Annotated in this window: 24 protein-coding genes and 2 pseudogenes; 11 read left to right on the top strand and 15 right to left on the bottom strand. The window is 70.8% G+C overall.

Features of this window, described 5'->3' with window-relative positions; translation table 11 throughout:
* Positions 1-74: 74 nt before the first annotated feature.
* From kdpA to ABT085_RS09085, 8 genes and pseudogenes are all read right to left on the bottom strand, one after another.
* Positions 75-1,724: a potassium-transporting ATPase subunit KdpA gene (kdpA, locus tag ABT085_RS09120; protein WP_351603814.1), complete on the bottom strand. Its 1,650-nt coding sequence runs from the start codon at positions 1,722-1,724 to the stop codon at positions 75-77.
* A 2-nt stretch (positions 1,725-1,726) separates the two neighbouring features.
* A complete protein-coding gene (locus ABT085_RS09115; protein ID WP_351603812.1) occupies positions 1,727-2,587 on the bottom strand; it encodes a potassium-transporting ATPase subunit C in 861 nt (286 codons plus the stop codon).
* Between the two features lie 2 nt (positions 2,588-2,589).
* Entirely contained in the window at positions 2,590-4,758 is a 2,169-nt protein-coding gene (gene kdpB / locus ABT085_RS09110) for a potassium-transporting ATPase subunit KdpB (protein ID WP_502982700.1), read from the bottom strand.
* On the bottom strand, positions 4,758-4,847 hold the full coding sequence (kdpF, locus tag ABT085_RS09105) for a K(+)-transporting ATPase subunit F (protein WP_351603810.1): 90 nt from the start codon (positions 4,845-4,847) through the stop codon (positions 4,758-4,760). The genes kdpB and kdpF overlap by 1 nt, the downstream gene beginning before the upstream one ends.
* A 154-nt stretch (positions 4,848-5,001) precedes the next feature.
* Positions 5,002-5,138: pseudogene (locus ABT085_RS09100) on the bottom strand (diaminopimelate decarboxylase); the annotation flags it as partial.
* A 64-nt stretch (positions 5,139-5,202) separates the two neighbouring features.
* Positions 5,203-5,610: an SAV_915 family protein gene (locus ABT085_RS09095; RefSeq protein WP_351603808.1), complete on the bottom strand. Its 408-nt coding sequence runs from the start codon at positions 5,608-5,610 to the stop codon at positions 5,203-5,205.
* A 246-nt stretch (positions 5,611-5,856) separates the two neighbouring features.
* Positions 5,857-6,390: a universal stress protein gene (locus ABT085_RS09090; protein WP_351603806.1), complete on the bottom strand. Its 534-nt coding sequence runs from the start codon at positions 6,388-6,390 to the stop codon at positions 5,857-5,859.
* Between the two features lie 138 nt (positions 6,391-6,528).
* Positions 6,529-7,074, bottom strand: a complete 546-nt coding sequence (locus tag ABT085_RS09085; RefSeq protein WP_351603804.1) for a TetR/AcrR family transcriptional regulator — start codon at positions 7,072-7,074, stop codon at positions 6,529-6,531.
* A 225-nt stretch (positions 7,075-7,299) separates the two neighbouring features.
* Between ABT085_RS09085 and ABT085_RS09080 the strand changes: the two genes are divergently transcribed.
* Positions 7,300-7,731, top strand: coding sequence for a carboxymuconolactone decarboxylase family protein (locus ABT085_RS09080; protein ID WP_351603802.1), 432 nt, complete (start codon positions 7,300-7,302; stop codon positions 7,729-7,731).
* A gap of 163 nt (positions 7,732-7,894) precedes the next feature.
* Positions 7,895-8,659 carry an SDR family NAD(P)-dependent oxidoreductase gene (locus ABT085_RS09075; RefSeq protein WP_351603800.1) on the top strand — a complete coding sequence of 255 codons (765 nt, stop codon included), beginning with the start codon at positions 7,895-7,897 and terminating at the stop codon, positions 8,657-8,659.
* Between the two features lie 64 nt (positions 8,660-8,723).
* Here ABT085_RS09075 and ABT085_RS09070 read toward each other — a convergent pair whose 3' ends face one another.
* The 3 genes from ABT085_RS09070 to mdlC all read right to left on the bottom strand — a co-directional run bounded on the left by ABT085_RS09070 (position 8,724) and on the right by mdlC (position 11,513).
* On the bottom strand, positions 8,724-9,332 hold the full coding sequence (locus ABT085_RS09070) for a TetR/AcrR family transcriptional regulator (RefSeq protein ID WP_351603845.1): 609 nt from the start codon (positions 9,330-9,332) through the stop codon (positions 8,724-8,726).
* Positions 9,333-9,417: 85 nt separating this feature from the next.
* Positions 9,418-9,885 (bottom strand): nuclear transport factor 2 family protein, encoded by a 468-nt coding sequence (locus ABT085_RS09065; RefSeq protein ID WP_351603798.1) that lies wholly within the window; start codon positions 9,883-9,885, stop codon positions 9,418-9,420.
* 56 nt (positions 9,886-9,941) lie between these two features.
* Complete coding sequence (gene mdlC, locus ABT085_RS09060) at positions 9,942-11,513, bottom strand: benzoylformate decarboxylase (protein WP_351603796.1); 1,572 nt, start codon at positions 11,511-11,513, stop codon at positions 9,942-9,944.
* A gap of 375 nt (positions 11,514-11,888) precedes the next feature.
* On the opposite strand from mdlC, the gene ABT085_RS09055 reads away from it, so the two are divergent.
* A complete protein-coding gene (locus ABT085_RS09055; RefSeq protein ID WP_351603794.1) occupies positions 11,889-12,716 on the top strand; it encodes an alpha/beta fold hydrolase in 828 nt (275 codons plus the stop codon).
* Positions 12,717-12,983: 267 nt separating this feature from the next.
* Positions 12,984-13,832 (top strand): alpha/beta hydrolase, encoded by an 849-nt coding sequence (locus ABT085_RS09050; RefSeq protein ID WP_351603792.1) that lies wholly within the window; start codon positions 12,984-12,986, stop codon positions 13,830-13,832.
* 64 nt (positions 13,833-13,896) lie between these two features.
* Here ABT085_RS09050 and ABT085_RS09045 read toward each other — a convergent pair whose 3' ends face one another.
* Entirely contained in the window at positions 13,897-17,703 is a 3,807-nt protein-coding gene (locus ABT085_RS09045; RefSeq protein ID WP_351603790.1) for a CHAT domain-containing tetratricopeptide repeat protein, read from the bottom strand.
* A 320-nt stretch (positions 17,704-18,023) separates the two neighbouring features.
* Between ABT085_RS09045 and ABT085_RS09040 the strand changes: the two genes are divergently transcribed.
* The 4 genes from ABT085_RS09040 (at position 18,024) to ABT085_RS09025 (ending at position 21,652) form a co-directional block, all read left to right on the top strand.
* Entirely contained in the window at positions 18,024-18,395 is a 372-nt protein-coding gene (locus ABT085_RS09040; RefSeq protein ID WP_351603789.1) for a low affinity iron permease family protein, read from the top strand.
* A 373-nt stretch (positions 18,396-18,768) separates the two neighbouring features.
* Positions 18,769-19,092, top strand: coding sequence for a plasmid stabilization protein (locus tag ABT085_RS09035; RefSeq protein WP_351603787.1), 324 nt, complete (start codon positions 18,769-18,771; stop codon positions 19,090-19,092).
* A 506-nt stretch (positions 19,093-19,598) separates the two neighbouring features.
* On the top strand, positions 19,599-20,573 hold the full coding sequence (locus ABT085_RS09030) for an AI-2E family transporter (RefSeq protein WP_351603785.1): 975 nt from the start codon (positions 19,599-19,601) through the stop codon (positions 20,571-20,573).
* Between the two features lie 380 nt (positions 20,574-20,953).
* Entirely contained in the window at positions 20,954-21,652 is a 699-nt protein-coding gene (locus tag ABT085_RS09025; protein WP_351603783.1) for an SDR family oxidoreductase, read from the top strand.
* A 58-nt stretch (positions 21,653-21,710) separates the two neighbouring features.
* On the opposite strand, the gene ABT085_RS09020 is transcribed toward ABT085_RS09025, so the two are convergent.
* The 3 genes and pseudogenes from ABT085_RS09020 to ABT085_RS09010 form a co-directional block, all read right to left on the bottom strand.
* Positions 21,711-22,031: an alpha-hydroxy-acid oxidizing protein gene (locus tag ABT085_RS09020; protein WP_351603843.1), complete on the bottom strand. Its 321-nt coding sequence runs from the start codon at positions 22,029-22,031 to the stop codon at positions 21,711-21,713.
* 93 nt (positions 22,032-22,124) lie between these two features.
* Positions 22,125-22,270: pseudogene (locus tag ABT085_RS46675) on the bottom strand (alpha-hydroxy-acid oxidizing protein); the annotation flags it as partial.
* A 196-nt stretch (positions 22,271-22,466) separates the two neighbouring features.
* Positions 22,467-23,801 carry an alpha/beta hydrolase gene (locus tag ABT085_RS09010; protein WP_351603781.1) on the bottom strand — a complete coding sequence of 445 codons (1,335 nt, stop codon included), beginning with the start codon at positions 23,799-23,801 and terminating at the stop codon, positions 22,467-22,469.
* Between the two features lie 68 nt (positions 23,802-23,869).
* Here ABT085_RS09010 and ABT085_RS09005 point away from each other — a divergent pair, with 68 nt between their 5' ends.
* The 3 genes from ABT085_RS09005 to ABT085_RS08995 all read left to right on the top strand — a co-directional run bounded on the left by ABT085_RS09005 (position 23,870) and on the right by ABT085_RS08995 (position 26,740).
* Positions 23,870-24,454 carry a TetR/AcrR family transcriptional regulator gene (locus ABT085_RS09005; RefSeq protein WP_351603779.1) on the top strand — a complete coding sequence of 195 codons (585 nt, stop codon included), beginning with the start codon at positions 23,870-23,872 and terminating at the stop codon, positions 24,452-24,454.
* A 605-nt stretch (positions 24,455-25,059) separates the two neighbouring features.
* Positions 25,060-25,980: a PP2C family protein-serine/threonine phosphatase gene (locus ABT085_RS09000; protein WP_351603777.1), complete on the top strand. Its 921-nt coding sequence runs from the start codon at positions 25,060-25,062 to the stop codon at positions 25,978-25,980.
* 592 nt (positions 25,981-26,572) lie between these two features.
* Positions 26,573-26,740, top strand: coding sequence for a DUF6480 family protein (locus tag ABT085_RS08995; RefSeq protein ID WP_351603775.1), 168 nt, complete (start codon positions 26,573-26,575; stop codon positions 26,738-26,740).
* Positions 26,741-26,822: the final 82 nt, after the last annotated feature.

The raw sequence follows: 26,822 nt of genomic DNA, 5'->3' as shown, positions 1-26,822 counted from the left end.
CCCGCATCGTCGGGTGTGTGGTGCCGTACCGGCTGAGCCTGTGAGCGGCCTGGGAGGGCTCAGCCGGTACGGGGTTAGAGGAGTCCGTCGGCGATGGTGCCGAGGGACAGGGCCGGCAGGAAGTTGAGCAGCGCCAGGATGATGGCCGCGGCCGTGGCCAGCACGACGAAGTTGACGCCCTGGGCGCGCAGTGTGCCGACCGTGACGACGCCCGGCTGCTGCTTGGCCAGCCGCCCGGCCAGGGCCAGCACGGCGACCATCGGGAGATAACGCCCGGCCAGCATCGCGACCACCATCAGGAGGTTGTGGAAATCGGTGGCTCCGTTGAAGCCCGCCATCGCGCTGCCGTTGCTGTTGGTGTTGCTGGTGTAGGCGTAGATCAGCTCCGTCAGGCCGTGCGCCCCCGGGTTGCCCATCGAGGTCTGCCCGTCGCCCGCGGCGAGCGCGATGCCCGTGCACGCCAGGATGACGGTGGGCGGGATGAGGGCGTACACCACGACCCAGCGCATCTCCCCGTACCCGATCCGCTTGCGCAGGTACTCGGGCGTGCGGCCGACCATCAGACCCCCGATGAAGACGGCCACCAGGACCACCACGATCAGGCCGTACAGTCCGCTGCCGGTGCCGCCGGGCGCGATCTCGCCGAGCATCATGGCGGAGAGCAGCACCCCGCCGCCGAGGCTGGAGAAGCTGTCGTACGAGGCGTTGGCCGCGCCGTCGGCCGAGCCCGTGGCCGCCACGCCGAACAGCGTCGAGCCGGGGATGCCGAATCGGGTCTCCGTGCCCTCGTACTGGCCCCCGACCGCCTGGGTGACCGTACCGGTGTGCGCGGACTGGGCCAGCGTCGCGGCCGCCAGGAGCAGGCCGAAGAGGATGCCGACGACCGTCAGGAGGGTCCAGCTCTGCTTCAGGCTGCCGATCAGCCTGCCGAACATGCGGATGCAGGCCGTCGGGATCAGCAGCATCAGCACGATCTCGAAGGCGTTGGTCCAGGCGCTCGGGTTCTCGAAGGGATGGGCGCTGTTGGCGTTGAAGACGCCGCCGCCGTCACCCGAGAGCAGCTTGACCGGCTCCCAGGATCCGGCCGGTCCGTCGAGGATCGTCTGCCGGGCGCCCGCGACCGTGGTGACGGTGTGGCCGGCGCCGAGGCTCTGGATCACCCCGCCCGCCATCAGGATCAGACCGCCGACGACCGCCATCGGCAGCAGTACGCGGACGGTCGTACGCAGGAGGTCGACCCAGAAGTTGCCGAGGTCGTCGGTGCTGCGCCTGACCAGACCCCGTACGAGGGCCAGGGCCACGCAGATGCCGACCGCCGCCGAGGCGAACGCCTGGACGCCCAGACCCGCCATGACCGCGAGGTGCCCGGTGGCCGACTCACCGGCGTAGTTCTGCCAGCTCGTGTTGGTGGTGAAGGAGACGGCGGTGTGCAGTGCGAGCCGCCACGGCATGCCCTGGTGGCCCGTCGACCACGGCAGTTCTCCCTGGAGGGTGAAGACGGCGAACAGTGCCGCGATGCTCATGACGGAGAAGGCGAGCAGGGCGGTGAGGTAGTGCCGCCAGGTCTGTTCCTTGTCCGGGTCTATCCCGCACACGCGGTAGAGGGTCTTCTCCCCACGCCGGTGCGTCCCGCCGTCGAGGGCTCGGGCCATGTAGTCACCGAGCGGGACATGGAGTCCCACCACCACGGCGAGGACGAGTGATGCCTGGATCCAGGCCGCCATGATCAGGCTCCCTGCTGAGGATAGGCGCGGTCGAGTGCGATGTTCAGCTCGACGACGTCGACACCGGGCTCGCCGAGAACGCCGAGCGTGCGGCCGGTGGTGTACCGCGCGATGAGTTCGCGTACGTCGGCTGTGCTCGTGCCGCGCTCACGCGCGACCCGGGGTGCCTGGAGCCTCGCGTACGCCAGGCTGATGTCGGGGTCGAGTCCGCTGCCGCTCGCGGTCACGGCATCGGCGGGCACGACCGGGTCTGCGGGCGCGTCACCGCGTACGGGGACGGTCACGGCGCGGCTGTAGTCGGCGCCGGGCTCGGCACAGGTGACACGAACTCCCTTGTACGTGGCGAGGAACGGTCTCGCCGGGCACTCCTGGTTGAGGCTGACGACCCGGTCCACCCTGCCGCTCGTGCCGCCGTCGTAGAAGACGCCGAGAACCGCGCCCACGCCGTCCGGGGTGCAGAACGGGCGGGAGCCGTCGACGCCTTCGAGCTCGCCGACGGCCTTGCTGCGTCCGCACACCTGGGTGAGCAGACTCGGCTTGTCCTTCATGTCGACAACCGACTCGGGGCCCTGGTTCCCGGCTCCGGACGCGGTGGCGTCGTAGCCCGTGCCGGCGTTGGAGGGCCGGGACTGGAAGTACCGCTTGAGCGGGTTGCCCTTGGCGTCGGTGAAGGACTGGCCGATCAGGGCGGAGCCGGCGGCACTGCCGTCGGCGCCGGTCACCCGGGATGTTCCGTCGAGCCCGGGGATCTGGGCGAAGGCCGTCATGGCCAGCGGATAGACGAGGCCGGTCACCAGGGTCAGCACGAGGACCACCCGTAGTGCCGCGAGGCGCTGGGCGAGCCAGTGCGGGATGCGTGTCATGGTCAGATTCCCGGGATGAACTGCACGAGTGCGAAGTCGATGAACTTGATGGCGAGGAAGGGCGCGACGACGCCGCCGAGCCCGTAGATCCACAGGTTGCGGGTCAGCAGGGCGGAGGCGGAGGACGGCCGGTAGCGCACACCGCGCAGGGCGAGCGGGATCAGTGCCACGATGACCACCGCGTTGAAGACGACGGCGGAGAGGATCGCGGACAGCGGCGAGTGCAGGTCCATGACGTTGAGGCGGTCGAGCCCCGGATACACGGCGGCGAACACGGCGGGCAGGATCGCGAAGTACTTGGCGATGTCGTTGGCGATCGAGAAGGTCGTCAACGCCCCGCGGGTGATGAGGAGTTGTTTGCCGATCTCGACGATTTCGATGATCTTCGTCGGGTCGGAGTCGAGGTCGACCATGTTGCCGGCCTCCTTGGCGGCCGACGTACCCGTGTTCATCGCGACGCCGACGTCCGCCTGGGCGAGGGCCGGGGCGTCGTTCGTCCCGTCGCCGGTCATCGCGATGAGGTGACCGCCGGCCTGCTCCCGCTTGATCAGCTCCAGCTTGTCCTCGGGGGTGGCCTCGGCCAGGAAGTCGTCGACACCGGCCTCCTGGGCGATCGCCCCGGCGGTCACCGGGTTGTCGCCGGTGACCATCACGGTGCGGATGCCCATCCGGCGCAGCTCGTCGAAGCGCTCGCGCAGGCCGGGCTTGACCACGTCCTTGAGGTGGATGACGCCGAGGACCTCGGCTCCGCCGTCGCTAGTGGACTCCGCCACGACCAGCGGCGTACCGCCGGACGCGGAGACCTGCCGGACGATCGCCTCCAGTGCGGGCGCGACCTTGCCGCCCTGCTCGTACACCCAGGCCGCCACGGATGCCGCAGCGCCCTTGCGCAGTCGCTGACCGCGGGGCAGGTCGACGCCGGACATGCGGGTGGCGGCGGTGAACGGCACCCACTCGGCGCCGTCGGCGACCCGCTCGGTCAACTCGTGCTTGTCGTAGGCGAATTCGACGACGGAACGGCCCTCAGGTGTTTCGTCGGCCAGACTCGACAGCAGCGCCGCCCGGGCCAGCCGATCCACCGAGACGGCCCCGACCGGCAGGAACGCGCTCGCCCTCCGGTTGCCGAAGGTGATCGTGCCCGTCTTGTCGAGCAGCAGGGTGTTGACGTCGCCGGCGGCCTCGACGGCCCGTCCGGACATGGCAAGAACGTTCCTCTGCACCAGCCGGTCCATGCCCGCGATGCCGATCGCCGAGAGCAGCGCGCCGATCGTCGTCGGGATCAGGCAGACCAGGAGCGAGACCAGCACGATGGCCGTCACGCCGTTCGCGTCGAGCGCCGCGGTGTCGTGCGCGGCGGCCATCACGTCCTTGGAGAAGACCGCCATCGGCTGGAGGGTGACGACCGCGACCAGGAAGACGAAGGTCAGCATGACCAGAAGCAGGTTGAGGGCCAGCTCGTTGGGGGTCTTCTGCCGGTTGGCCCCCTCCACCAGGGCGATCATCCGGTCCAGGAAGCTCTCCCCGGGCTCCTGCGTGATGCGCACGATGAGCCGGTCGGAGAGCACCCGGGTGCCACCGGTGACCGCGCTGCGGTCGCCGCCCGACTCGCGGATGACCGGCGCCGACTCACCGGTGATCGCCGACTCGTCCACACTCGCGGCGCCTTCGATGACGTCGCCGTCACCGGGGATGAGTTCCCCGGCCGTCACGGACACGATGTCGCCACGCCGGAGCTCGCCGGCGGCGACGGGTTCGTCGACGTACGCGTCGTCCGCGACGCCGGGCGCCCACTGGGCGAGCCGCCACGCGGTGGTCTGCTGCCGTGTTCTGCGCAGTGAGTCGGCCTGCGCCTTGCCGCGGCTCTCCGCCACGGCCTCGGCGAGGTTGGCGAAGACCACGGTGAGCCACAGCCAACCGGTGATCAGCCAGCCGAAGAGGCTGGGGTGGCACACCGCGATGCCCGTGGTCAGCGCGGCACCGACCTCGGTCACGAACATGACCGGGTTACGGAACAGGGTCACCGGATTCAGTTTCGTGAACGCCTGCGGGAGCGCGCGCCACAGCTGCGCCGGGTCGAGCATCCCGGCGCCGACCCGGCGCGGCGGCCGCCGGGTCACGGGGGGAGGGGAGTCCGGCACGGGCGCGGGCAGGGTCCGGACGGGGGCGGTCATCAGAACTTCTCCGGCTTGATCAGGGCGACGATCAGGTAGGCGAGCAGGGCGACGGCCACGATCAGGCCGATGCTGTTTTCGACGGTCATCGAGACCTCGTCCTCTTGAATGAGTGGCTGGAGTGGGGATGTGCGTGAGCTTTCGGGTGTGCGCGCCGGGCGGCCTCCGCCGGGGCGGGCGCCCCGACGGAGGCCTGGAAACGGCGGGAGCCGCAGGGAGGCGCAGGGAGGCGGAGGACTAGAGCCCGGGGAGCGCCACCTCGTCCGCGAGGACGTCACCGGCCTCGCAGTGCCGGCCAACGACCGTGACGAGGCGGGCGCGGCGCTGGAGGTACGGCCGATCAGCCGGGGTGCGTAGCGCACTCCGTACAAGGCGGGCCCCTCCTGCTCGTCGAGGACGTACACGGGGGTGCCGAGGCGGTCGGCGGCCTCGGCGAGGCACCGTTCAGCGGGGGTTCGGGGACGCGGCGACGGAGGTGTCGGTCACCCGCAGGGCGCCGGCGCTCTCGGGATGCCGGCGGCGCCAGGAGTTCTGCCGCTCACGGACGGTGGCCGTGGTGCGGCCGGCCGCGGGGGCGGAGAACTGCGGGTCGACGGCGAGGACCGTGACGCCCAGGGGCGCGGCGAGCGCGCGCAGCGCGGGTTCGGAGAGCCTGATGGAGGCCTGCTCGGCGCCCAGTGTGGCGATGAGCTTCGCCGCCGAGGTGAAGCCGACGGCGGTACGGCCGCCCAGGGGAGTGCGGAAGAACCGGGCCGTACAGCCCGCTGGCCCCGACCGGACAGGGACGAAGAGAGGTCCGGTCGGGAACCGTTCGGAAGGTTCGGGGTCCTCGGCATACTCGACTGCAGACATGGTGCTGCTCCTCGAAGAAGGCGACGTGCGCCGCCCGGCCGGATCGGCCGGGCGCTGCGACGAAGCTATGCCCGCCCCACCAGGGCCGGGCCCCCTCGCTGACGGATGCTTGACGCGCGGGCCGGTACCTATAACGCGCTGCTGACGCTGCGGGGAAGGCGCTGCTCACGGCTGCGGGGACACCGGTCGGCGCGGCTGCGGGGGACACCTGGTCGGCGCCCCCGGTCGCCGACGCGCCCCGGCCGGTCAGGATCTGTCGTCCGCCGCTTCCCGGGCATCGAGCGACAGTCGCAGGCTGATGCGGCGGCGCAGGGAGACGAGTTCGCTCTGCAGGGGGGAGGGCGGTACCGCCAGCACCGGGCAGGTGGCGTGGGCGAGGCAGTATCGGGCGGCCGACGGGAACAGGACGCGCATCGCGCCCCGGGACCCCGCGCCTATCACCAAGAGGTCGTCGGCCCGGTCGGCGGTCTCGACCAGCGCACGCCCTGGCGTGCCCCGTACGACCAGGCCCTGGAACGGTACGGCGGGTCCCGTCTCGCCGAAGGCCGTGCCGAGAGCGGCGAGCAGTCGTTCGGCCGCATCCCGCCGCAGGTCGGCCAGCGGGGGCGAAAACATGGACCGCCCGTGTGCGACCTCGCCGCCCGGCGGTTCCCAGGCCAGCACGGCCAGCAACTCCCCACCGGTCCGGCGGGCCTCGCCCACCGCCCGGTGCAGGGCTGTCAGGCTCCCGAGCGAACCGCTCACCCCGACCACCACGCGCCGCCGCCCGCTGTCGCCCATCGTCCTTCACTCCTCGGTCCACGCCGTCCCGGACATTCGGGTTTCATCGAAGCGCCGGGAGAGGCCGGCGGACTGCCCTGTTGGCGTACGCCTGACATCGAAGGACCGGTTCATGACGCGTCTTTGACGCCGTTCACGTCATCGAGCGCCGAGCCCGTGCAGGAAGGTGTCCGCGACCAGGTCCGCCGCCCGCGGGGCGTCCATGGAGGGGAAGTCGTGGGCGACGGTGTCGACGAGCCGGCCGAGGGCCGCGCGGGTCCAGTCCGCGTCGACGTCGGCGCGCAGATGGCCCTCGGCGGCGGCGCGCCGCAGGAACGTGTTCAGCCGCTCGCTCAGCGCGTCGCGGCGCTCGCGCGCCTCGGGGTCCTGCTGCATCATCCGCCGCGTGTCGACCGGCCACTCCCGGCTGACGGGAATGATCCCCTCCAGGTACCGGTGCAGGGCCACGGGAACCGGGGCTTCGGTGAGGCGGGCCTCGTCCAGGACGCGTTCGGACGCGTCGAGCTTGGCGTGGAAGACCGCGCGCAGCAGTGCCTCTCGGCTCGCGAAGCGGCGATGGACGGTGGTCCGGTCCACCCCTGCTGCCGCGGCGATGGCCGCCATGGACGTACTCGGGTCCTCCGCGAGGAGATGGGCCCCGGTACGCAGGAGGGTGCTCAGGTTGCGGGCGGCATCGGCTCTCATGAGAGCGGAATCCTATCCGACTGTGGCACTTGTTTCATTGAGAGCCACATGAGAGATGCGGTACATCATGTAAGTGCCACACTGGTGTGGCACTTTTTGAAATAACAGCTACATTCGAGTTGTTCTCCTGTCGCGGGACCCGGACGGGGGGATGGGCGCTCCGTCGCTCATCAGTGAACGACCGGTCCCCGTCGACGACCGATGTCCCCTTGGAAGGAAGCAGCCATGGCCACCGCCGCCCAGGAAGAAGACCGCTACGCCGAGGCGCTCGGCCACGCGCAACGACTGCTCGGCATTCCGCTGGAGGCGTTCCTCGAACCCGCTGCCGGTGAGCCCGCCAACGGCGCGGACTTCAAGCGGCTCGCCACCGTGCAGACCTTCGGCGCCGCCTGGCCCCGGAGCGAGGTGCTCGACACCCGCACGCGCGCCCTGGTCTCGGTCACGATCGCCGCTGTCCTCGGCACCCTGGAACCCCTGCGCGGACAGCTCCGCATCGCGCTGAACAGCGGCGCCACGCCCGAGGAGATCGCCGAGGTGTTCATCCAGATCGCCGCGTACGCGGGAGCCGCGCGCGCCTTCGAGGGGTATCAGGTCGCCTCGCAGGTGTTCGCCGAGGCCGCGCGGGACCAGGAGCCTGGCGGAACGACCGGCGCCTGAGATCCCCGGGCCGGCCCGCCCCATGTTCTGGACTTGCCGGTCCATTTTTTCGCTCGTACGTTGACGCACATGCCCTGTGTGTCAGGGTCCCGTCCGGCCGGAGGTGCTGCCGCCTTCCGGCCGCCCGGGTCCACGGTGAAGAACGAATGCAACGGAGTGGATCATGTCAATGCGTCTTGAGGGCAGGACCGCCCTGGTGACCGGAGCGACCAGCAACATCGGGCGGGCGATCGCCGAAGCCTTCGCCGCCCAGGGGGCGCACGTGGCCGTCTCCGGCCGGAGCGCCGAACGGGGCAGGGAGGTCGTCGACGGGATTCGGGCGCGCGGCGGACGGGCCGACTTCGTGCAGGCCGACCTGGACGGCGGCTCCGCGGCCTCGCAGGCTCTGGCCGAGGCGGCGACCGGCGTCCTCGGGGGCCGGATCGACATCCTGGTGAACAACGCCGGCATCTATCCCGCCGACTCCACGACGACGACCGACGAGAAGACCTTCGACCAGGTCTACGCGGTGAACGTCAAGGCCCCGTTCTTCCTGACGGCGGCCGTCGCCCCCGCCATGGTGGAGGCCGGCCGCGGGTCGATCATCAACCTGGGTTCCTGGATCGCGCGTCTCGGCATCCCGGTCGGAGCGCTCTACAGCTCCACGAAGGGAGCCATGGAGACGCTGACCCGGGCATGGGCCGCGGAGTTCGGGCCTCAGGGCGTCCGCGTCAACGCCATCTCCCCGGGGGTGGTGCTGACGGCGGCCCCCGGAGTGGAGCACCCCGCCGAGGTCATGATGAAGGGCACCCCGGCCCATCGGATGGGCAGCCCCGAGGAGATCGCGAACGCCGCCGTGTACCTGGCGTCCGACGAGTCCGCCTTCGTGCACGGCATCGTGCTCGACGTCGACGGCGGCCGCACCACGGTCGCGGTCGTCGCCGCCTGACCCCCGGTGCGCCTCCCGGCGCGGCAGTCGCGCGAAGAACTCCGGGAGGCGCAGGGCGTGCAGGTCACGGTGTGGTGCGGGCTGCCTGCTTCAGGTCGTCGATCCCCTGATCGAGAGCGGCGCGCAGGTGGGTGGACGACCCTGTCGACAACAGGATCGACACGCCTCCCTGGATCGCGGCCAGCAGTGACGCGGCCCGCCGGTCGACATCGAGGTCGGCGGGCAGGCTGCCGGCCGTCTGGAGCGCTCTGATGCCCGCGGCGAGGCTCTCCTGCCAGCGTCGCATCAGCTCGACCACGATCGCCCGCGTCCCGGGGGTCGAGCGGCCGATCTGGAGGAACAGCGACCCGAGCGGACACTGGTCGCCCTGGTCCTCGTAGCGCTTGACGACCACGTCCCGCCACTCGCTCCAGGCCTGCCACGAATCGAGGCGGCCCAGGTAGGGCTGCTGGTCCTCCAGGACCTGGTCCGCCTCGAACCGGGCCACCGCGACGAGGAGTTCGTCCTTGCCCGCCGGGAAATAGTGGAAGAGCTGGCTCTTGCTGCTGCGGGTGCGCACCATGATGTCGTCCAGGGTGGCCGACGCGACGCCCTTCTCCCGCAGGACCGCCGCCGCCCCCTCGACGATCCGGCCCCGCGTCGCCTTCCCCTTGGCCGTCAGCTCACCACGCACGCCCCGCACCTCCTGGGAATGGACCACCCGGTCCATCGTAGGGGCCCGCCGGAAGTCGGCGGACGGTGTCGGCGTGACGGAATGCTCAGAGGCCGAGGTCGGACAGGCCCGGGTGGTCGTCGGGGCGTGGGCCCAGTGGCCAGTGGAACTTGCGTTCGGACTCGTCGATGCGCAGGTCGTTGATGCTGGCGATGCGTCGCCGCATCAGGCCGTCCTCGTCGAACTCCCAGTTCTCGTTCCCGTAGGACCTGTACCAGTTCCCGGAGTCGTCGTGGCACTCGTAGGCGAACCGTACGGCGATGCGGTTGCCCTCGAACGCCCACAGCTCCTTGATCAGGCGATAGTCCAGCTCGCGCTGCCACTTGCGGGTGAGGAACGCGACGATCTCCTCGCGGCCCTGGAGGAACTCGGCACGGTTGCGCCACACGCTGTCCGGCGTGTAGACGAGCGACACCCTCTGCGGGTCGCGGGAGTTCCAGCCGTTCTCGGCGCCGCGAACCTTCTCCACGGCACTCTCATGGGTGAAGGGGGGCAGTGGGGGCGTGGTGGCCATGCTGACTCCGATGCGAGGAGGGGGCGGGCTGCGCGTGGGGCCGGGTCTGGTGTCCGTCAGCGCTGGCGGATCTCCACCAGGCGGGGGCTGGTGGCCGATGCGCCCTTGCGGATGTACTCGGTGAGGTCGTCCAGGGATTCGGCCCGGTGCGTCTCCACGCCGTAACCGCGGGCGATGTCCAGCACGTTGAGGCCGGAGATGTCGAGGTAGTCGCCCTCGGGGACGTGCAGGATCTCCGAGAACTCCTGAAGCGCACGGTACTTGGTGTTGACGCACACGACGAACGTCACGGCCACGTGATGGCGTGCCGCGGTCCACAGGGCAGCGGGCGTGTACTGCATCGCGCCGTCCCCGATCAGCGCGACGACGGGACGGTCCGGGTTGCCCAGCCGCAGTCCGATCGCAGCCGGCAGGCCCCAGCCGAGACCGCCCGCGGCGCAGTAGAACAGCGACTTGGCGCGGGTGATGGTCAGCCGGTCGCGTACCAGGTCCGACGATGTCCACTCCAGGGCGATGACGGTGTCGTCGGTCTTGCCCGCCTCGACCGCGTCGAGGATGGCCTCGGTGGTGAAGTGCGGTCCGCTGGTGTCTGCCCGGGCGATCGTGCGCTCCGCGGGCCAGGGGCGGCTGCTCGGGGCCGCCGCCGCGGCGATCCGCGCCAGGGCGTCGGTCGGGTCGCCGACCGAGATGTGCCCGAAGGGCGCGCGTGCCGCCTCGTCCGGGTCGTCGGTGACCGCGTACACGCTGACACCCGGGCGCAGGAAGTCGTCCGTGCTCGGCGCGTGGTAACGGAACACGGGCGCCCCGATGCAGATCACCACGTCGTACGGTGCCAGTACGTCCGCGACGGCGCCCGCGGCGGACGGGAGTTGGCCCTGGTAACAGCGGTGCCGTGTCGGGAAGGGCGAGCGGGGCGGGCTCGGCGCGATCCAGACGGGCAGGCGGGCGCGTTCGGCCAGCGTGATCGCGGCCTGGAACCCCTCATCGGTGTCCGCGCCCGGCCCGAGCACCAGGGCGGGCGCTGATGCGCGGTCCAGGGCCTGGACCAGGGCGTCGAGTGCCTTGGGCGGGACCACCGGGGCGCCGTCCACGCTGCGTTCGAGCAGCATCGTCAGCGCGCTCTCCTCGGCGGGCTCCGTCCAGTCGTCCAGCGGGACGGAGAGGTAGACCACCCCGCGGGGTGCGGAGCCGGCGAGCATCAGGCCCTTGGACACCAGGGCGGGCCCGTCCTGCGGACGCAGCGGCTCTCCCGACCACTTCACCAGCGGCTCGGCGAGCTTGACCGGGTCGACGTTGGTCAGCATGGCGCCGACCGGGACGTAACGCCGTGCCTGCTGGCCGGCCATGACGACCAACGGCGTATGGCAGTCCGCCGTGTTGGTCAGGCAGCCCATGGCGTTGCCCGTACCGGAGGCGGCGTGCAGGTTGAGGAATCCGATGCTGTCCGACGCCTGGGCGAAGCCGTCGGCGATGGCGATCGCGGCGCCTTCCTGCAGCACCAAGTAGTAAGGGATGTCGTCCGGAAGCCCGGTGAGGAAGGAGAGTTCGTTCGACCCCGGATTCCCGAACACCGCCTTCACCCCGTGGTGGCGGAGAATTCCGTAGAAGGCGTCACTGACAGTGGCCAAAGCGAGCCCTTCGTGAAGCGTGACCGGGTCGATTCTCCGACTCTCCGACCCTACGATCGGCGCTCAGACCCGGCAAATTGCCTCATGCCGTGGGCCCGGCGGGAACATCCGCGGCCGTCCCCGGCGGCCGCGACCTCCAGGGACCGTTCCGATCGCTTCGCTTGTCGGCCGGCATTCCTCGACGCGCTGAAGAGGTGCCCCCGCGACTAGAGTGTGGGCGACAACGTGTTCACCCGGTCACCCTTCGTCGCTGACCGTTCCGTCGACTTCCTGTCCGCAGGTCCGAAGCCGTCTCGCGGCGCTGAGCAATCCGTCTCGGGCGATGAACCCGCGAGACCCGTGGAGCTCTGGACCAGTTTCGAAAGGAACACAGTCATGCCCTTCGCCACCGCCAAGGACGGCACCCGGATCTTCTACAAGGACTGGGGGTCGGGGCAGCCCGTCGTGTTCTCCCACGGCTGGCCGCTCACGGCCGACGCCTGGGACGCGCAGATGAAGCTGATGGCCGACAACGGGTTCCGCGCCATCGCCCACGACCGGCGCGGCGGCGGCCGCTCCGACCAGCCCTGGGGCGGCAACGACCTCGACACCTACGCCGACGACCTGGCCGCGGTCATCGAGGCCGAGGACCTCCACGACGTCATCCTGGTCGGTCACTCGACCGGCGGCGGCGAGGTCACCCGCTACATGGGACGGCACGGCACCGGTCGCGTCGCCAAGGCCGTCCTGGTCGGCGCGATCCCCCCGCTGATGCTCAAGACGGACGCCAACCCCGAGGGCCTGCCGATCGAGGTCTTCGACCAGATCCGTGAGGGCGTGGCGAACGACCGCTCCCAGTTCTACCAGGAGCTGAGCGCGCCCTTCTACGGCGCCAACCGCGACGGCTCGACCGTCACCCAGGGCACCCGCGACGAGTTCTGGCTCTGGAGCATGACCGTCGGGATCAAGGGCGCCTACGACTGCGTCAAGGCGTTCTCCGAGACGGACACCACCGAGGACCTCAAGAAGATCGACGTGCCCACCCTGATCGTGCACGGCGACGACGACCAGATCGTCCCCAAGATCGCCGCGGGCGACAAGTCCTCCAAGCTCGTCAAGGACTGCATCTACAAGGTCTACCCCGGCGCCCCGCACGGGCTCGCGATGGTCCCCAAGTTCGCCGAGATCTTCAACAAGGACCTCCTCGAATTCGCCCGCAGCTGAACAGCACCGACGGTGCGGTGCACGTCCGGGATGCCGCAGCCAGGCAGGTGATCGGCTCACAGCCATGGGGCGCAGCGACGTGATCCAGCGCTGCGTGCCTGGCCGTGCGCCTCCCGGATGCTGACGGGGCGGTGTGAGGCTACCGTCGATTGGTGGCCAGGGACGTGTCGGTGGCCGCGGCGGGCTTTCCCGCGCGAGCCGCCCTGCCTGGCCGTCCTCATCCGTCAGGAGCGCCCTTGCGGTGATCCTGGAACAAGGAGGCCTGCGATGGCCCGCTTTCCACGGCGACGGGATCTCCCGATGGCTCTGGCGGCGGTCTCGATCGCCGCGACCACCATGGTCGGCGCGGCCCCGTCGAGCGGTGTCGCGCACGTCGATCGAGCGGCCGCCGGACAGGCGAAACCCACGGTCGTCCTCGTGCACGGGGCATGGGCGGACACATCGAGCTGGGCCGGCGAGGTGAGCCTGCTGCGTCACGCGGGCTACTCGGTGCGTGCCATCGGCAACCCGCTCCAGGACCTGACGACCGACGCGCAGACGGTCAACAAATTCCTTCAGACCATCAAGGGGCCCATCGTTCTCGTGGGCCACTCCTACGGTGGTTCGGTGATCACCAATGCCGCCCAGGGAGTCGGCAATGTGAAGGCGCTCGTCTACGTCGACGCCGCTGCACCGGCGGTCGGCGAGACCACGGCGCAGCTCAGCGGCCCGACGTCGGTTCTGACCAAGGGGTCGCCGGCCGATCTGTACGAGGCCGTGCCGTACCCGAACGCACCGCCCAACGCATCCGCGCTGTACCTGAAGGAGAACGTGTTCGTCTCCAAGTTCGCGAGCAATCTGCCTCGTGACCAGGCGGTCGGCCTGTGGGCCACGCAGCGTGCCGCGACGACGGTGGCCTTCAACACCCCGTCCAAGTACGCGGCGTGGAAGTCGATCCCCTCCTGGTACTTCATCAGCAGCGGCGACCAGATCATCACTCCTGCCTCGGAACAGGAGATGGCACACCGGGCGGGCTCCAAGGTGACGCTCTACAAAGGCGGTTCACACCTGACACTGGTGTCGAACCCCGCGGCCGTGACCAAGGTGATCCAGTCCGCCATCTCGTCCGTGAGCTGAGGCAGCCGCACGGATCCCGGAGTCCGGCCGCCCGTTGTGACGCACGGGCGGCGCGGCCCGTGCGTCAGGGGCCGGTATGGACGTACGCCGCCCACATCGACGGATGGTCGGGCCAGCCCCGCGCCAACCGTGCCACGGCTTCGTGCAGCGCCGCAGCGCAGCCGTCCGCCTCGAACCCGCCTTCCCCGAGCGCCTGGTAGAGACGGTCGGCGACGCGCAGCGAGGACCGGTCGGGAACCGGCCACAGCGTGCCGATCACATGGTCGTAACCCGCGAGCTGGAAGCCGGACAGCAAGTGGGCCGCCTCGTCAGCGAGTCCGGGTGCGACCCGCGCGGTCGAACATGCCGACAGGAATGCCAGTTCGGCGTCCACCAGCCGCATGCGGTACAGGTCCGCCACGGTCAGGGGCGTCCCGCGATGGTCGTGCACCAGCAGCCTGCTCCGTGCCGGATCGTCCAGATCGCTGTAGGCGTGGCAGGCGAAGTGCGCCCACGCGTGCTGCGGCACCGCGCCCAGCACCTCGCTGCGCACGGCCTGCTGCCCCACGAGTGTGGTCACGCGGCCGCCCAGCGCGCGACTGAAGAGCGCCGCCTCCTCGACCGCCCCGGGCAGGTCCCGCTCGCCGGGAGTGCGAGGCATGACGACGGCGAGCCCCCGCGGCGCCGTGCGGGAGGTGCGCGGCCGGTCCGTGCGCCGACGCCGCTGCCTGGTGTGCAGCAGGGCTCTGACGGTCGTGGTGTACGACGAGACGACCAGGGCCGGCACTGTCCGGGCGGCCGCCGCGCCGGCGTCGCGGTGGCGGCCTGCCGCGTGCAGCGGAAGCAGCGACAGCACCCCGGTCGGGCACCACCACAGGCGGGGCGGGGATGCTGCCGGCCCGATGGCCAGGTGATCGAGGACGGGTTCGGCGACGGTGTTCCACAGCCAGGCCAGCGTGTCGTGGAGGACCGCCTCGCACTCACCTCGGGCACGGGCCCGGCCGGGGTCCCTGATGTCCTCCAGCGCTCTGACGAACTCCACGGTGTGCTCGTACACCGTGTCCACGTCGACCGCCGGCAGCGCCACCTGCTCGACGCCCGTGCCTGTGAGGATCAGAGCGTCGGAGCCGTATCGGCTGACGTTGACGACCACGACCGGACCGCCGGAGGCGGCTGCGGAGAGTCGGGAGATGTCCGGGGGGAGCAGGAAACGCGCGAACTCCGGGACGGTGCGGATCCGTTCGATCAGCTCCTCCAGTTCCGCCGCCAGTGCCTGCCGTCCCGTGGGACGGGCCGGCAGCCGGTCCGGGCCGAGCGTCGGCGCCACCGTCCCCGGCACATCCGGTCCGGCGTCCAGCGCGGCGCACAACTGCTCGAAACGCGCAGCCAGTTCGGGTTCCCGCGCCTGGAGATCCGTGAGATCCACCCGGGTGTCCAACAGCTGTTGCAGGAGCACCCCGCGCCCCTGCTCCAGCAGGACGAGGGCTGCTTCCGGGCCGGCGGCCTGCAACGCGCAGGCGGCCGCGTCCGCCGCCAGCCCGTACAGGTCCGCCAGCTCGTGTTCCTGGTCGGCGCGGTCCAGGCGGCGCGTGGTCAGGCGGCCCAGCAGTCCCACCGCGAGGGACAGCGCCTCGTGCGCCACGTCCATCCGCTGCGCGGTGACCGCGGCATCGGCCCACTCGGCGGCGGCCCGGATACGGATGCGGGGCGTCGCAGTCGGCGTCATGGCCGCCTGCTGCAGGACGTCGAGGGCCTCGCCGAGCCGGTTGTCGTCCGGCGGCGCCCCGGGCCGCCTGCCCGAGCGGTGCAGCGCGATGCCGACATGGATCAGGCGCCGGGTCCGATCGGGGAGGCCCTCGTCGCTGTCGGCCAGCGAACGGCGGGCCGCGTCGAGCGCCTCCTCGAGATCCGCCGCACGCGACGGGGTCGGGGCCGCGGTCCAGCGGTGCAGCAGGAGTCCGGCAAGGTTGGCCAGGAACAACGTGTGAGAGGGAGAGCTCTCGGGCTCGGCCCGCACCGCGTGGCGCGCGGCGACGACGGCATCGTCCAGGTCGGTCGGGCCGGCGGTGAAGGTGTAGCGCGTCAGCAGGACGGCACCGAGATTGGCCATGGCAGTGGAATCGGCCGAACCTGCTACGGCGACCGCGGAACGCGCGACGGCGAGCGCCTCCTCGACGTCCGCCCGCCGCCGGCTCCGCCGGGCCACACCGCTGAGCGCGCCCGCGAGATTGGCCAGATAGATCGCGCGTTCCGGGTGGTCGTCGCCGATCCCGGCCACCGCGGCCCTGATCGCCGTGGCTGCCGCCGTCAGGTCCTCGCGGCGGCCCGCCTGGTCGAAGAGCTCCGTGAGCGCGATCCCGAGGTTGGACAGCCTTCCGGAACGCTCCGGACTGCCGGCCGGGGTGGCGTCCACGGCGGCTCGGCCGAGAGCGACGGCGTCATCGAGGTCGAGGGGGTGCCCGGTGGCCTCGAACCGCCTCAGCAGGGCCCCACTGAGATTCGTGGCGCAGGTGGCCCGGTGCACGGCGGTGTCCGGCATCCGTGCGTAGGCGTCGCGGAGCAGGACGACGGCCCGCTCGAGGTCCGCGAGGCCACCCAGCCGGGCGTGCCGTGCTTGCAGGGCGGTACCGAGGGCCACCTGGCGCAACGGCTGCTCCTGGTGTCCGTCGGGCACTACGGCGACGGCCTGCTCGGCGTGGCGCACGGCCTCGTCGAGCAGGCCGGTGCAGGCGTCGAGTTCCGCGAGCTGCCGCAGCGAGAGGCTGAGCTGCGCCAGCCGCAGACTGCTGCCGGGATGCCCGTGGTCGCTCAGGGCCACCGCGGCCCGCCCGGCTTCCACCGCATCCGCGAGGTCCTGCCGCCGCCCGCCGCGCGCGTACCGGCTCGAAAGGATGCTGCCGAGATTGCCGAGCCGGTCCGGGCTCTGCCCGAAATCCGCGGCACGCCGCGCCAGTTCGACCGCCCGGTCGATGTCCGCCGGCTCGTCGGAGAGCTCGAAGCGGTGGCGCAGCGCCAGGGCCAGGTTGGTCAGCCGCCGGGGGTCCTCGCGGCCGGCAGCGGAATCGAGCTCCACCGCCTCCTCCGCCACCTGCACCGCCCGGTCCAGCTCGCCCGGTCGTCCGGTCGCCTCGTACGAGGCGATCAGGGCCGAGGTCGCATTCATCAGGATCGTGACCCGCTGGGGATGGCCACGCGACAGGTCCACCGCCGTACGTCCCGCGCCGACGGCCTCCTTCAGGACGGCATTGTCGCCGCTGCGCCGGTAGCTCTCGGCCAGTGCGACACCCAGGACGGACCATCTGGCCGACAGCTGCGGCGCGTCCACAGGGGTCAGATCGAGCGCCTGCCGGGCCAGTTGGACGGAGCGCAGGAGGTCGCCCAGGAGGTCCTGCTCGCCGTACCGGCCGTACAGGGCCTTGCCCAGGTTGGACAGCAGCATCGGCAGATCGGCGTCGTCGGGGGAGGTTCGCTCGGCCGCCTCCTCCAGCATGCGTACGCAACGGTCGAGCAGGAGCCGGCTGTGTGTGCGCTCCGCGATCGTCAGGAGTGCCATGGCGTTGTCGTGTGTGGTGCCGGGGGTGTCGGACGCCGCTGCCGGCACTTGCTCGAAGAAGCGGCGTACGGGGCCGGGGAGCCGCCGCGGGTTCTCATGGAACAGCGGCCGCAGCACTGCGGCGGCGGCCTCGAGGTCGGCGCCGCCGGCGTCCTGAGGCGCTGCCTCGTACCGGTCCCAGTAGAACCAACCCGCCCTGGTCCGGGCCTCGACGTCGTCCGCCGCGAGTTCGCCCACCAGGTCGGCGATCTCCCGGTCGAGTGCGGGATCGAGGACGTGCCGCCCCGCCCGTTCCCCGCCCGTCCGAGCCCAGCGCGTCCAGGACTTCGGCAGCTCCATGCGGTCGAGCATCGCACGGAACAACACGGCACAGAAACACGCCTGTTGGGGAGGGGAGGGGAGGGGGATGGAGGAGGCGCCGTTGGACGGTCAGGCCGGTCGGAGTCGCTCACTCAGCAGGAGCTGCGCCCGAACCCAGGTACGGCCGGGACACGCATGCGGCCGCTTCCCGGCGCGCGGCGAGGTTGTGGAGGTGTGCTTCCGGATTCTCCGGACAGAAATGCCCGGCATGCCGAGAGCCGGCTACGGACTCGGCAGCGGTTCTGCCGGACAGTGGAGGTGTGCCGTCGGTGCGGCCCTGGACGGAGAGGTGTGAGGTCATGACGTTCGAACATCCGGCGCGCAAGCGTGACGGTGGCCGACGTGGGCGGTTCGAGGAACTCGCCGAGCTGGCGTCGAACTTCACCAGCTCGCCGCTGTTCGCGGTTCTCTGCCTGTGCCTGGTGGTCGCGTTCGTCGCGGTGCACGTGGCCGGGCTGCCGACGGAGTGGCAGCTGTTGGTCGGGGACTCGATGGGGGCGGTGACGCTGTTGCTGCTGGCGATGCTGAAGAACGCCGAGCGGCGGGCCGAGCACGCCGTCCAGCGCAAGCTCGACGCCATCGCCCGGGCGATGCTGGAGCAGCAGGAAGGCCGGCGTGGGCAGGCGCACGAGGACCTGAAGGCGGCCGTCGGCATGGAAGAGCGCCTGTGAGGCGCAGCTCGGTGGTCCAGGCATGAACGGTGATCGCGCGCTTGCGCCTGGTGGGCTCCGTCGGCGGACTGCCGGCGGTGCCGCACCTCGTCCTGCCGGATGCGGGGGAGACGGGCAGCGCTCGCAGGCCGAAGGCCGAATTCGGGGGACGGGTCAAAAGGCGGCAGCGGGGAACCCGGACGCTGCAGATCGGCACGTCCGTGCGGATCCGGCGCCGTCACCTCCGTGAGCTTCGGCTCGGAGGACCGGCGGGTGATCCGGAACAAGGTCGTGCACGATCTCCGAGAAGCCGTGCATGGCGCGGACGGGCTCGCCCCGGGCATGCCGTGCAGACCTCGGCCACCATGTTCGTCCGGCACAGAAAGGTATGACCATGCCCCGTGGATCCAGCCCGAAGCGGGAGCGGCAGTACGAGCACATCAAGGACAGCGCACTGGATCGCGGTGAGAGCGAGCAGCGTGCCGAGGAGATCGCCGCCCGCACGGTGAACAAGGAACGGGCCCGGCACGGAGAGTCGGAGACGGCCAGCCGCAGCTCGATCGAGGACATGTCCTCCTCCCGGCGCGGCGGGCAGCGCTCGCACAGCGGCTCCGAAGGCCCGACGAAGGAGCAGTTGTACAACGAGGCCAAGCAGCGCAATGTCCACGGCCGTTCGAAGATGAACAAGGAGGAGCTGGAAAAGGCCCTCGGCCGATAGGAGTCCCCGTCCGCAGGAGCCCGGCCTGCGGCCCGTCCCGTCGAAGCGCGGGCAACCGCGTCCTGCGGCGCCCCCGTGATGGGACGTCGGCTCTGGGCGGCATCAGCGCGGCGCGGCCGAACACCTGAGGCGCCCGCCCGGCCGACCGAGCGCAGGCCCGGCCCGGGCGGCGTGGGCACTCAGCCGCCGACGGTGGTTCCGGCGGTGTGTCTGGGTACTCGGCGAGCACTGTCACCAACCCGTCTCGGACGATGCCCGGTGACACCGACGCCCGTCCGAGTCAGCCGAGGAGGGACGTCGCGATGTCTGCGCAGTCCGGGCCCGGGGCCGCTCGTGAGGAACACGGCGCCGTGGAGGGGACGGGCGGGCACCCCCCGGAGACAGGCTCCGCGGGTGGTGTACCGGCGTTCTGGTCCCAGTTCCCTCAGTCGTCGCGCCGGGATTCCCGCGGGCGGCGTCGGCGGTCGTGGGTGACCGCGGGCTTCGCTCTGGGCCTGGGAGCGAGCTTGGCGTGGTTGGCGGTCCAGACGGTCCTGCGGGTGAGTTCGGTGCTGACCTTGCTGCTGCTGGCCGTGTTCATCGCGATCAGCCTGGAACCGCTCGTCGTATGGTTCACGCGCCGGGGTCTGCGGCGTGGCTGGGCCGTCGCGATCGTGCTGACGGGGTTCATCGTGGTGCTCGGCGGTTTCCTGGCTCTGGTCATCCCGCCGGTGACGAGAGAGATCTCTGCACTGGTCGACGCCGTACCGGGCTGGCTGCAACAGGTGCACGACCACCAGTCGACGATCGGGCGCCTGGAGGACCGTTATCACCTGGTCGAGAGGGCCAAGCACGAGATCGACTCGGACAGCGGAGCGACCGGCCTGGCCGGCGGAGTCCTGGGCGCAGGCCATATCGTCCTCAGCGCTCTCACTTCGGGGGCGATCGTGATCACGGTGACCGTCTACTGCATGGCGGCCCTGCCGGCCGTCAAGCAGTTCTGCTTCCGCTTCGTGGCGGCCAGCCGCCGCGAGCGTGTCGAGGGCGTGACCGAAGAGATCATGAACCGGACAGGCAAGTTCATGCTCGGCAACCTCGTGACCTCGGGCATCGCCGGAGTGGCGACCTTCGGCTGGTGCGCGGCCCTCGGTGTCCCGTATCCCGCCGCCCTGGGCATCTTCACCGCCCTGATGGACCTGATTCCGATCGTCGGCTCCACTCTCGCCGGCATCGTCGTCAGCCTTGTCGCGCTGTCCGTGTCCCTTCCCATAGCGATCGCGACAGCCGTCTTCTACATCGTCTTCCGGGTCGCCGAGGACTATCTCATCGTGCCGAGGGCCATGCAGTTCGCCGTCGACATCCACCCGCTTGTCACCATCCTCGCCGTGCTGATCGGCGGCGCGCTCCTGGGCATCATCGGCGCCCTTGTCGCCATCCCGGCGGCCGCTGCCGTAGGCCTGGTCCTCGACGAGTACGTCTTTCCCAAGAGGGAACGGGCATGACGCAATGCCCACGGACGGCGCTGCCCAACCCGACGCAGGGAATACGTCCGCACGGGGTGGGGCAAGGCGTGCCCGCCTGCCCGCGCAGGGCGATCGAGCAACGACCGACCGTGGGATGGGCGCGATCGCCCGGCGGGGGCGGGAAGTGATACACCGGTCGGCCTCGGTCGTGCCCAGGTCATCGCCCTCGAAGGCCTTCGTGACTCGATTCCGGGCCGAGTGCTAGCGTTGCCGACGGCGAGGCCGTGAACGTGTTTCCTGCTCAACTACCTTATGAATCAAGTTCTTTCGCTTTCCTCGCCGTCGACAGCTACGGGCGGTGTCCGCGCTCACCGCGCGAGCGCCGCCCGAGTCGTTACCGTCGCCGAGGAGGCCGTCCCGTGGAACCCGTCACGCTGATCACCGGTGGCTCGACCGGAATCGGCGCCGCCACCGCCCTCGCCCTGCTCAAGCAGGGCCACCGGGTGGCCGTCACCGGACGTGACGCGGACAAGCTGGCCGCCTTCGCCGACTCCGCCTCGGCGGGCGAGCGGCTGCTGACGATCACCGGTGACGCCAGTGACGAGCACGACGTCGCCGCCGCGGTGCGCCAGGTGACCAGCACCTGGGGCCGACTGGACAACGTCGTCGCCAACGCCGGTTTCTCGCTGCCGGGCAACCTTGAGAGCCACACGCCCGAGAACATGCGTGCCATGGTGCTCACCAACGTTCTCGGCCCGGCGTTGCTGGTTCGCGAGACCCTGGCGCACCTGCGGACGTCCAAGGGACGGATCGTGATCATCGGTTCGGTCGCGGGGGTCCGGAACACCCCCGGCAATCTGTACTCCGTCACCAAGTGGGCCGCCCACGCGCTCGCCGAGAACACCCGGCTGCTCGTCGGCAAGGACGGCGTCGGCGTGACCGTCGTCGCGCCCGGCGTCGTGGACACGCCGTTCTGGGACAAGCGGGGCGGCACCCCCGAGGCAGCGCCCTCGATGACCCCGGAGCAGATCGCCGACATCATCGTCTTCACCGTCAACCAGCCCGCGGGCGTGGACATCAACCACATCACCCTGCGGCCGACCGGCCAGACCGGCTGACGCGTACGGCGCCCCCACCCGCTCGCCCACGCTCGTACGCCCCAGGCCGCCGCACCCGCTAGCCGGGTACGTGGGCACACCCGGGGACGAACACCCCCGACCGCTCGAAGTGCGCCACCGTGGGTGCCCCCATCAGCGCCATGACCTCCTCGAACTTGCCCATGAGCAGACGCAGTACGTCCGCGACCCCTGCCGCGCCCGAGGGGGCGAGCCCCCACAGCGCCGGGCGGCCGACCATCACCGCGTCCGCGCCGAGGCACAGTGCCTTGGCGATGTCGGCGCCGTGCCGGACCCCGCCGTCGAGGACGACCGAGCACCGCCCCGCGGCCGCGTCCACGACCTCGGCCAGGACATCGGGCGCGCCACGGGAGAAGTCCAGCTGCCTGCCTCCGTGGTTGGAGACGACGAGCCCAGGGTCCCGGCCTCGCCCGCCGCCCGTGCTGTCGCCACCTCGCCGTCGGGGTGGGCGAGTTGGTGGTACGCCATGGGTGCGATGCCCAAGGGGGCCGCGAGGCCCACGCCGAGCAGCTCGGTGCGCGGGTCGCAGCGGGAGACGTCCACGAGACAGCGCGGCCTGAGCCGGATGCGGTCCAGGGCCGCGCCCCCCTCCGACAACATCGACTCGGTACCGCTTCCGCCCGCGAAGAAGTCCCACACCGGATCCGGCAGGCGTACCCGGCCGCGTCAGCCCGGTCCCTTATGTCGACTTTGGCGAAACAAGCCCACTATCGCCCCGACGGCCACGTCGAAGGGGGACTCTCTGCGGAACCGCCGAAGGTGCGCTGTTCAGAAGGAGTTTGCTGCGCCGCAGGTGTCATTCGTGGTTGCGCAGGAAGGCGGGGATGCCGTCGCGGGTCGGGTAGTTCGGCAAAGGTGCCGGCTTGCCCTGGAGGAAAGCGGTGATGACGGCGACGGCCCGGTCGTCGTTGTCGTCGAGGCCGTTCCACATGTGGTGTCCGACTCCGGGCATGTACTGCGTGCGCTGAATGGCGGGGTCATGGGCGAGTACCTCGGTCGCCCATTGGCGGACCTGGGAGGAGCACTCGGCGGTCATCAGCATCGCGGGGGTCCGGGAACGCCTCAGTTGCGCGGCGATGGAGGGTGAGTCCTTGACCGTCTGCTGGATGCGGAGGCCGGCGGCGGGGCTGAAGGAGAAGTTCCGTGCGGTGTCCTCGGTGGGGATGCGGTGCGCGTCGCGGGCGCAGTAGGCGGATGCGGTGTCGCTGCCGAGGTCGGAGGCGGTGAAGGCGTTGTCGCCCTCTGCCTGTCCGATCAGTCCCGTGTCGGGGGTGAGGAGTCCGAGCCGCATGAGGCCGAAGGCCACGGCGTACCGGGGGACGTGTGTCGATCGCGGCCCGGTCATGGCCGGCGCGAGGCCGCGTGCGGATTCTCGGCCCCTGTGCCCGGTGATGTGTGCGGTGGGGCCGTCCATCGGGCCGGGCTCGGCGATGATCGCCCGGTGCAGGCGTGCGGCGACGCGCGGGGTGGCCAGGGCTCGGGTGACCACGACCCCGCCCGAGGAGAATCCGAGGATGTCGACCTTGCCCTGGTGCAGGCGGTCGATGAAGGCGGCGAGGTCGCGGACCGACCTGGAGATCGTGTACTGGCTCATGGGGAGCAGGTCGCTCCGCCCGCCGCCCGCCTGTTCGTAGGCGTAGACGTCGTAGCCCCGGCGTGCCAGGAGTTGCAGGAACCGGTGGTCGAGCAGAGAGATGGCGCGGACCGGGCCGCCGTTGAGGTACACGAGCGGGATGGGGTGCCGGGTGTCGGGGTTCGCGGGCGGGTAGTGGTACACCGCCACCCGGCTGCCTGTGGCCAGGCTCCAGTGCTGTGTGACCACGAAGGGCAGGGCGGGTGGATACCGCCGGGCTGTCGGCACGGTCGGGACGCACACCGCCGCCGTCAGCGTCGCGGCGACGATCACCGGCAGGAACGGCACGAGCCGCGCCGGCCAGGTGCGGTGCCGGCCCCGCCACAGCGCGAGGACGGCTCCGGCCCCGAGGGTCGTCAGCCACGCGACCAGCCCCGAGCCCGCTCCGTCCGTGAGGGTGAGCAGCGCGAGAAAGACGACGACCAGTGTCGCGACGGCAACCAGTGCCGACAGTAAGCGTCCGGTGCAGCGGACGAGGCGTATCGCGGGTGTGGACAAGGCATACCTCCAGCAGTTTCAGAACGCTGTTTCAAAACGACGTTATCAGAGAGGGTAGGCTGCTGATCGTGGGTAGGCCGAGAACGAACGACGAGGCCGTCAAAGAGCGGCTGGTGGAGTGCGCGACCGAGATGCTCGCCACTCGTCCGCGAGAGTCGGTGACGGTCCGTGCCGTGGCCGCCGCTGCCGAGACGTCGACGACGGCGGTGTACTCCCTGTTCGGCGGCAAGGACCACCTGATCGGCGCGGTGCGCGACAGAGCCGTCGCCGGCCTGTTCCAGGACCTGTCGGCGGTGCAGACCTCCGAGGACCCCCTCGCCGACCTCTGCGCGCTCGCCGTCGCCTACCGTCGTTGGGGCCGCGGTCACAGCCACCTGTACGCGGTGCTGTTCGGCGGTGTGCAGTCCTTCGACCCGTCGGGAGAAGTCGGTGCCCGTGACCCGATCGGCCCGCTGCTCGCGGCGATCGACCGCGCCTTGACGGCGTCCGTCCTCGCCGGCGGGGCCACATCCATCGCCCTGTCGATCTGGGCCACCCTGCACGGACTCGTGACGCTCGAACTGGCCGGGGCACTCGACACGGCCACGGCCGAGTCCGCGTTCGACTCGACGATCCACGCCACGCTGCGCGGATGGACGACTCCGGAGTCGTAAGGACGCTCTGCGGGCGTCGTGGCCGGCTCGCGTGCGAGGGGCCGTCCGGCTGTCGCGGGTGTCCGTACCGGCGTACATCCTCGGGTTCCCGACACGCGGTCTGCCGGGTGCCTGCCGAATCTCCGCTGCCGGAGAGGTGGGTGCACGGCAGGGGAGTGACCGGCGTGCGCGGTGCAGGTGCGGTGCCTGCCATGCCGGGCCCGCACGTGCAGGGGCCTCGTGTCAGGCTGCCGATCACGGCGATGTTGACCAGGATGAGGGTCAGGACCGCGGGCGGCCCGCGATCGGGCGCGCGACGCGCCGCACCGACGTACGGGAGGGGCTGTGACTCTGGGTGAAGTCGTACTGGCGGACCTTCTGGCACGGTCCCACCGCGCCTCCGCCAGAAAGGTTCCGCTGCTGATCGACGAGGCGGGCCGACGCCTCGGGCTGTCGAGTGCACGGCTTTACGTGCCCGACCTGCAGCAGATCAAGCTGATCGCCCTCCGCATCCTGACACCGCCCCGGGCGAGGAAGCCCTGGACATCGACAACTCCCTGGGCGGCCTCGCCTACCGTACGCAGCAGCTCCAGCGGTCGCGCGACGGTGGCACGGCATGGCTGCCGATGATCGACGGAGTCGAGCGGGTGGGCGTCATGAAGGTCGCCGCGACCGCGCTCACCCCCCGCCTCCTGGAGGACAGCCAGGCGCTGGCGGGGCTGGCGACCCTGCTGGTCGTGTCCAAGTCGGTCTTCAGCGACCTGGTGATCATGCGGGAGCGCTCGAACGCCATGACCATCCAGGCGGAACTTCTGTGGGCGTTCCTGCCGCCGCGCACCATCGGTACCGGTCAGGTCACCTCCAGCGCCGTCCTGGAGCCCGCCTACGACATCGGCGGCGACGCCTTCGACCACAATCTCGTCGACGACACCCTGTATCTGACGCTGCTGGATGCCATGGGCCACGATCTGGCCTCAGGCGGGGCCAGCGCGGCCGCTCTCGCAGCCTGCCGCTTCATCCGCCGCACCGGTGGCACCCTGCGGGACGCCGCCACCACCGTCGACCGCACTCTCGGCCAGTGGATCCCGGGCCGCCTCATGACCGCCGTCCTGGCCCACCTCGACACCACCAGCGGCTGGTTCACCTGGATCAACTGCGGCCATCCACCGCCCCTGCTCATTCGCGACGGTCATGTCCTGCCCCATGTCCTGGAGGGCGTCCCGCAGCTCCCTCTGGGGCTCGGGTTCCACACCGACACCCCGCCCGTGGAGTATCGCGTCCGCCTCCAGCCGGGGGACCGGATCCTCCTCTACACCGACGGCGTCACCGAAGCCCGCGCACCTGACGGCGACCTCTTCGGCGAGCAGCGCCTCACGGACACCGTCATCCGCTCCATGACCGAGGGCGACAGCGCCCCCGAGGCACTGCGCCGCATCATCCAGAATCTCCTCCACCACGACGAACACCAGATACGCGACGACGCGACCATCCTGCTCGTCGAATGGCACCCCACCCCTGATGCGGAAGCCGTCTCCGGGCTGGTGTGAGGGTGCTGGTACGGGGTGTCGTGCGGGGCCGCGGCCGCGAAGGGCGGATAGTGCAGGGATGGCGTGTCGGTGTCCCGGGCCGACGGCTTCACCCAAAACGAGCCGGCCGCTCGGTCAAGGGCCCGGGACTCCGACTCGCACTCTGCCGGGGGTCCGGTCGGCCACAGCGTGTCCGGCCGGGCTCCCCGGTCGCGAGTCGCTCCGGACCCGCTGCGGCTGTCTCGCCCCGGACCCGATGTGGTTGCGCGGGTGGTCGCAGGCCGCCTCTTGACGTTGCCGCCCACCGAGCACCGACGGCGCCCTGTAGGCCTTTGGTCCAAATTGTCCGAGTCTCGCCGATTGCGGCAACCTGCGCAGGGAACCCTTAGTCCGCAGGGTTCTTTCCCATGCCGTTTCTGCCACCGGACTCCAAGGAGGGGTGGACCTCTACGGCGCGGCTTGCGGGCTCTGCGATACGGGCGGCACGCCGTTCGACGCGACGCGGTGGACGGCCGGCCACCGCTCCTGTGTGTCGGATCGACCGGAGTACGTCATGACAACCTCACATCCCCACATCTGGTCAGAGCAGAGCACTGCCCCCGGGAGTCGAAAAGTGACTCCCACCCCGACGCCGCCGGCAGAGGGGAGCACCACGGAGGGAATCTCCCAGCACGAGCCAGCGGCGTCCAAGGCGTGGGCGCCCCTCTCCCTCCTGTTGATCATGGCTGTTGTCGTGCTGGTCGTCGTCGGGCTGGTCGGCATGATCGTGGCTCTGGCGTAATTCCGACACGCACGGGAGGTCGTCGGCGTACGGACACGGCGCTGCCTGTCCGGTCTCCGGGGCCGTCGGCTGGTGCGACGGC

This window comes from Streptomyces sp. NPDC002265 (assembly GCF_040296125.1).
Taxonomy (GTDB): Bacteria; Actinomycetota; Actinomycetes; order Streptomycetales; family Streptomycetaceae; genus Streptomyces.
Note: the sequence above shows the minus strand (reverse complement) of the source record. Positions and strands in the feature narration are given on the sequence as shown.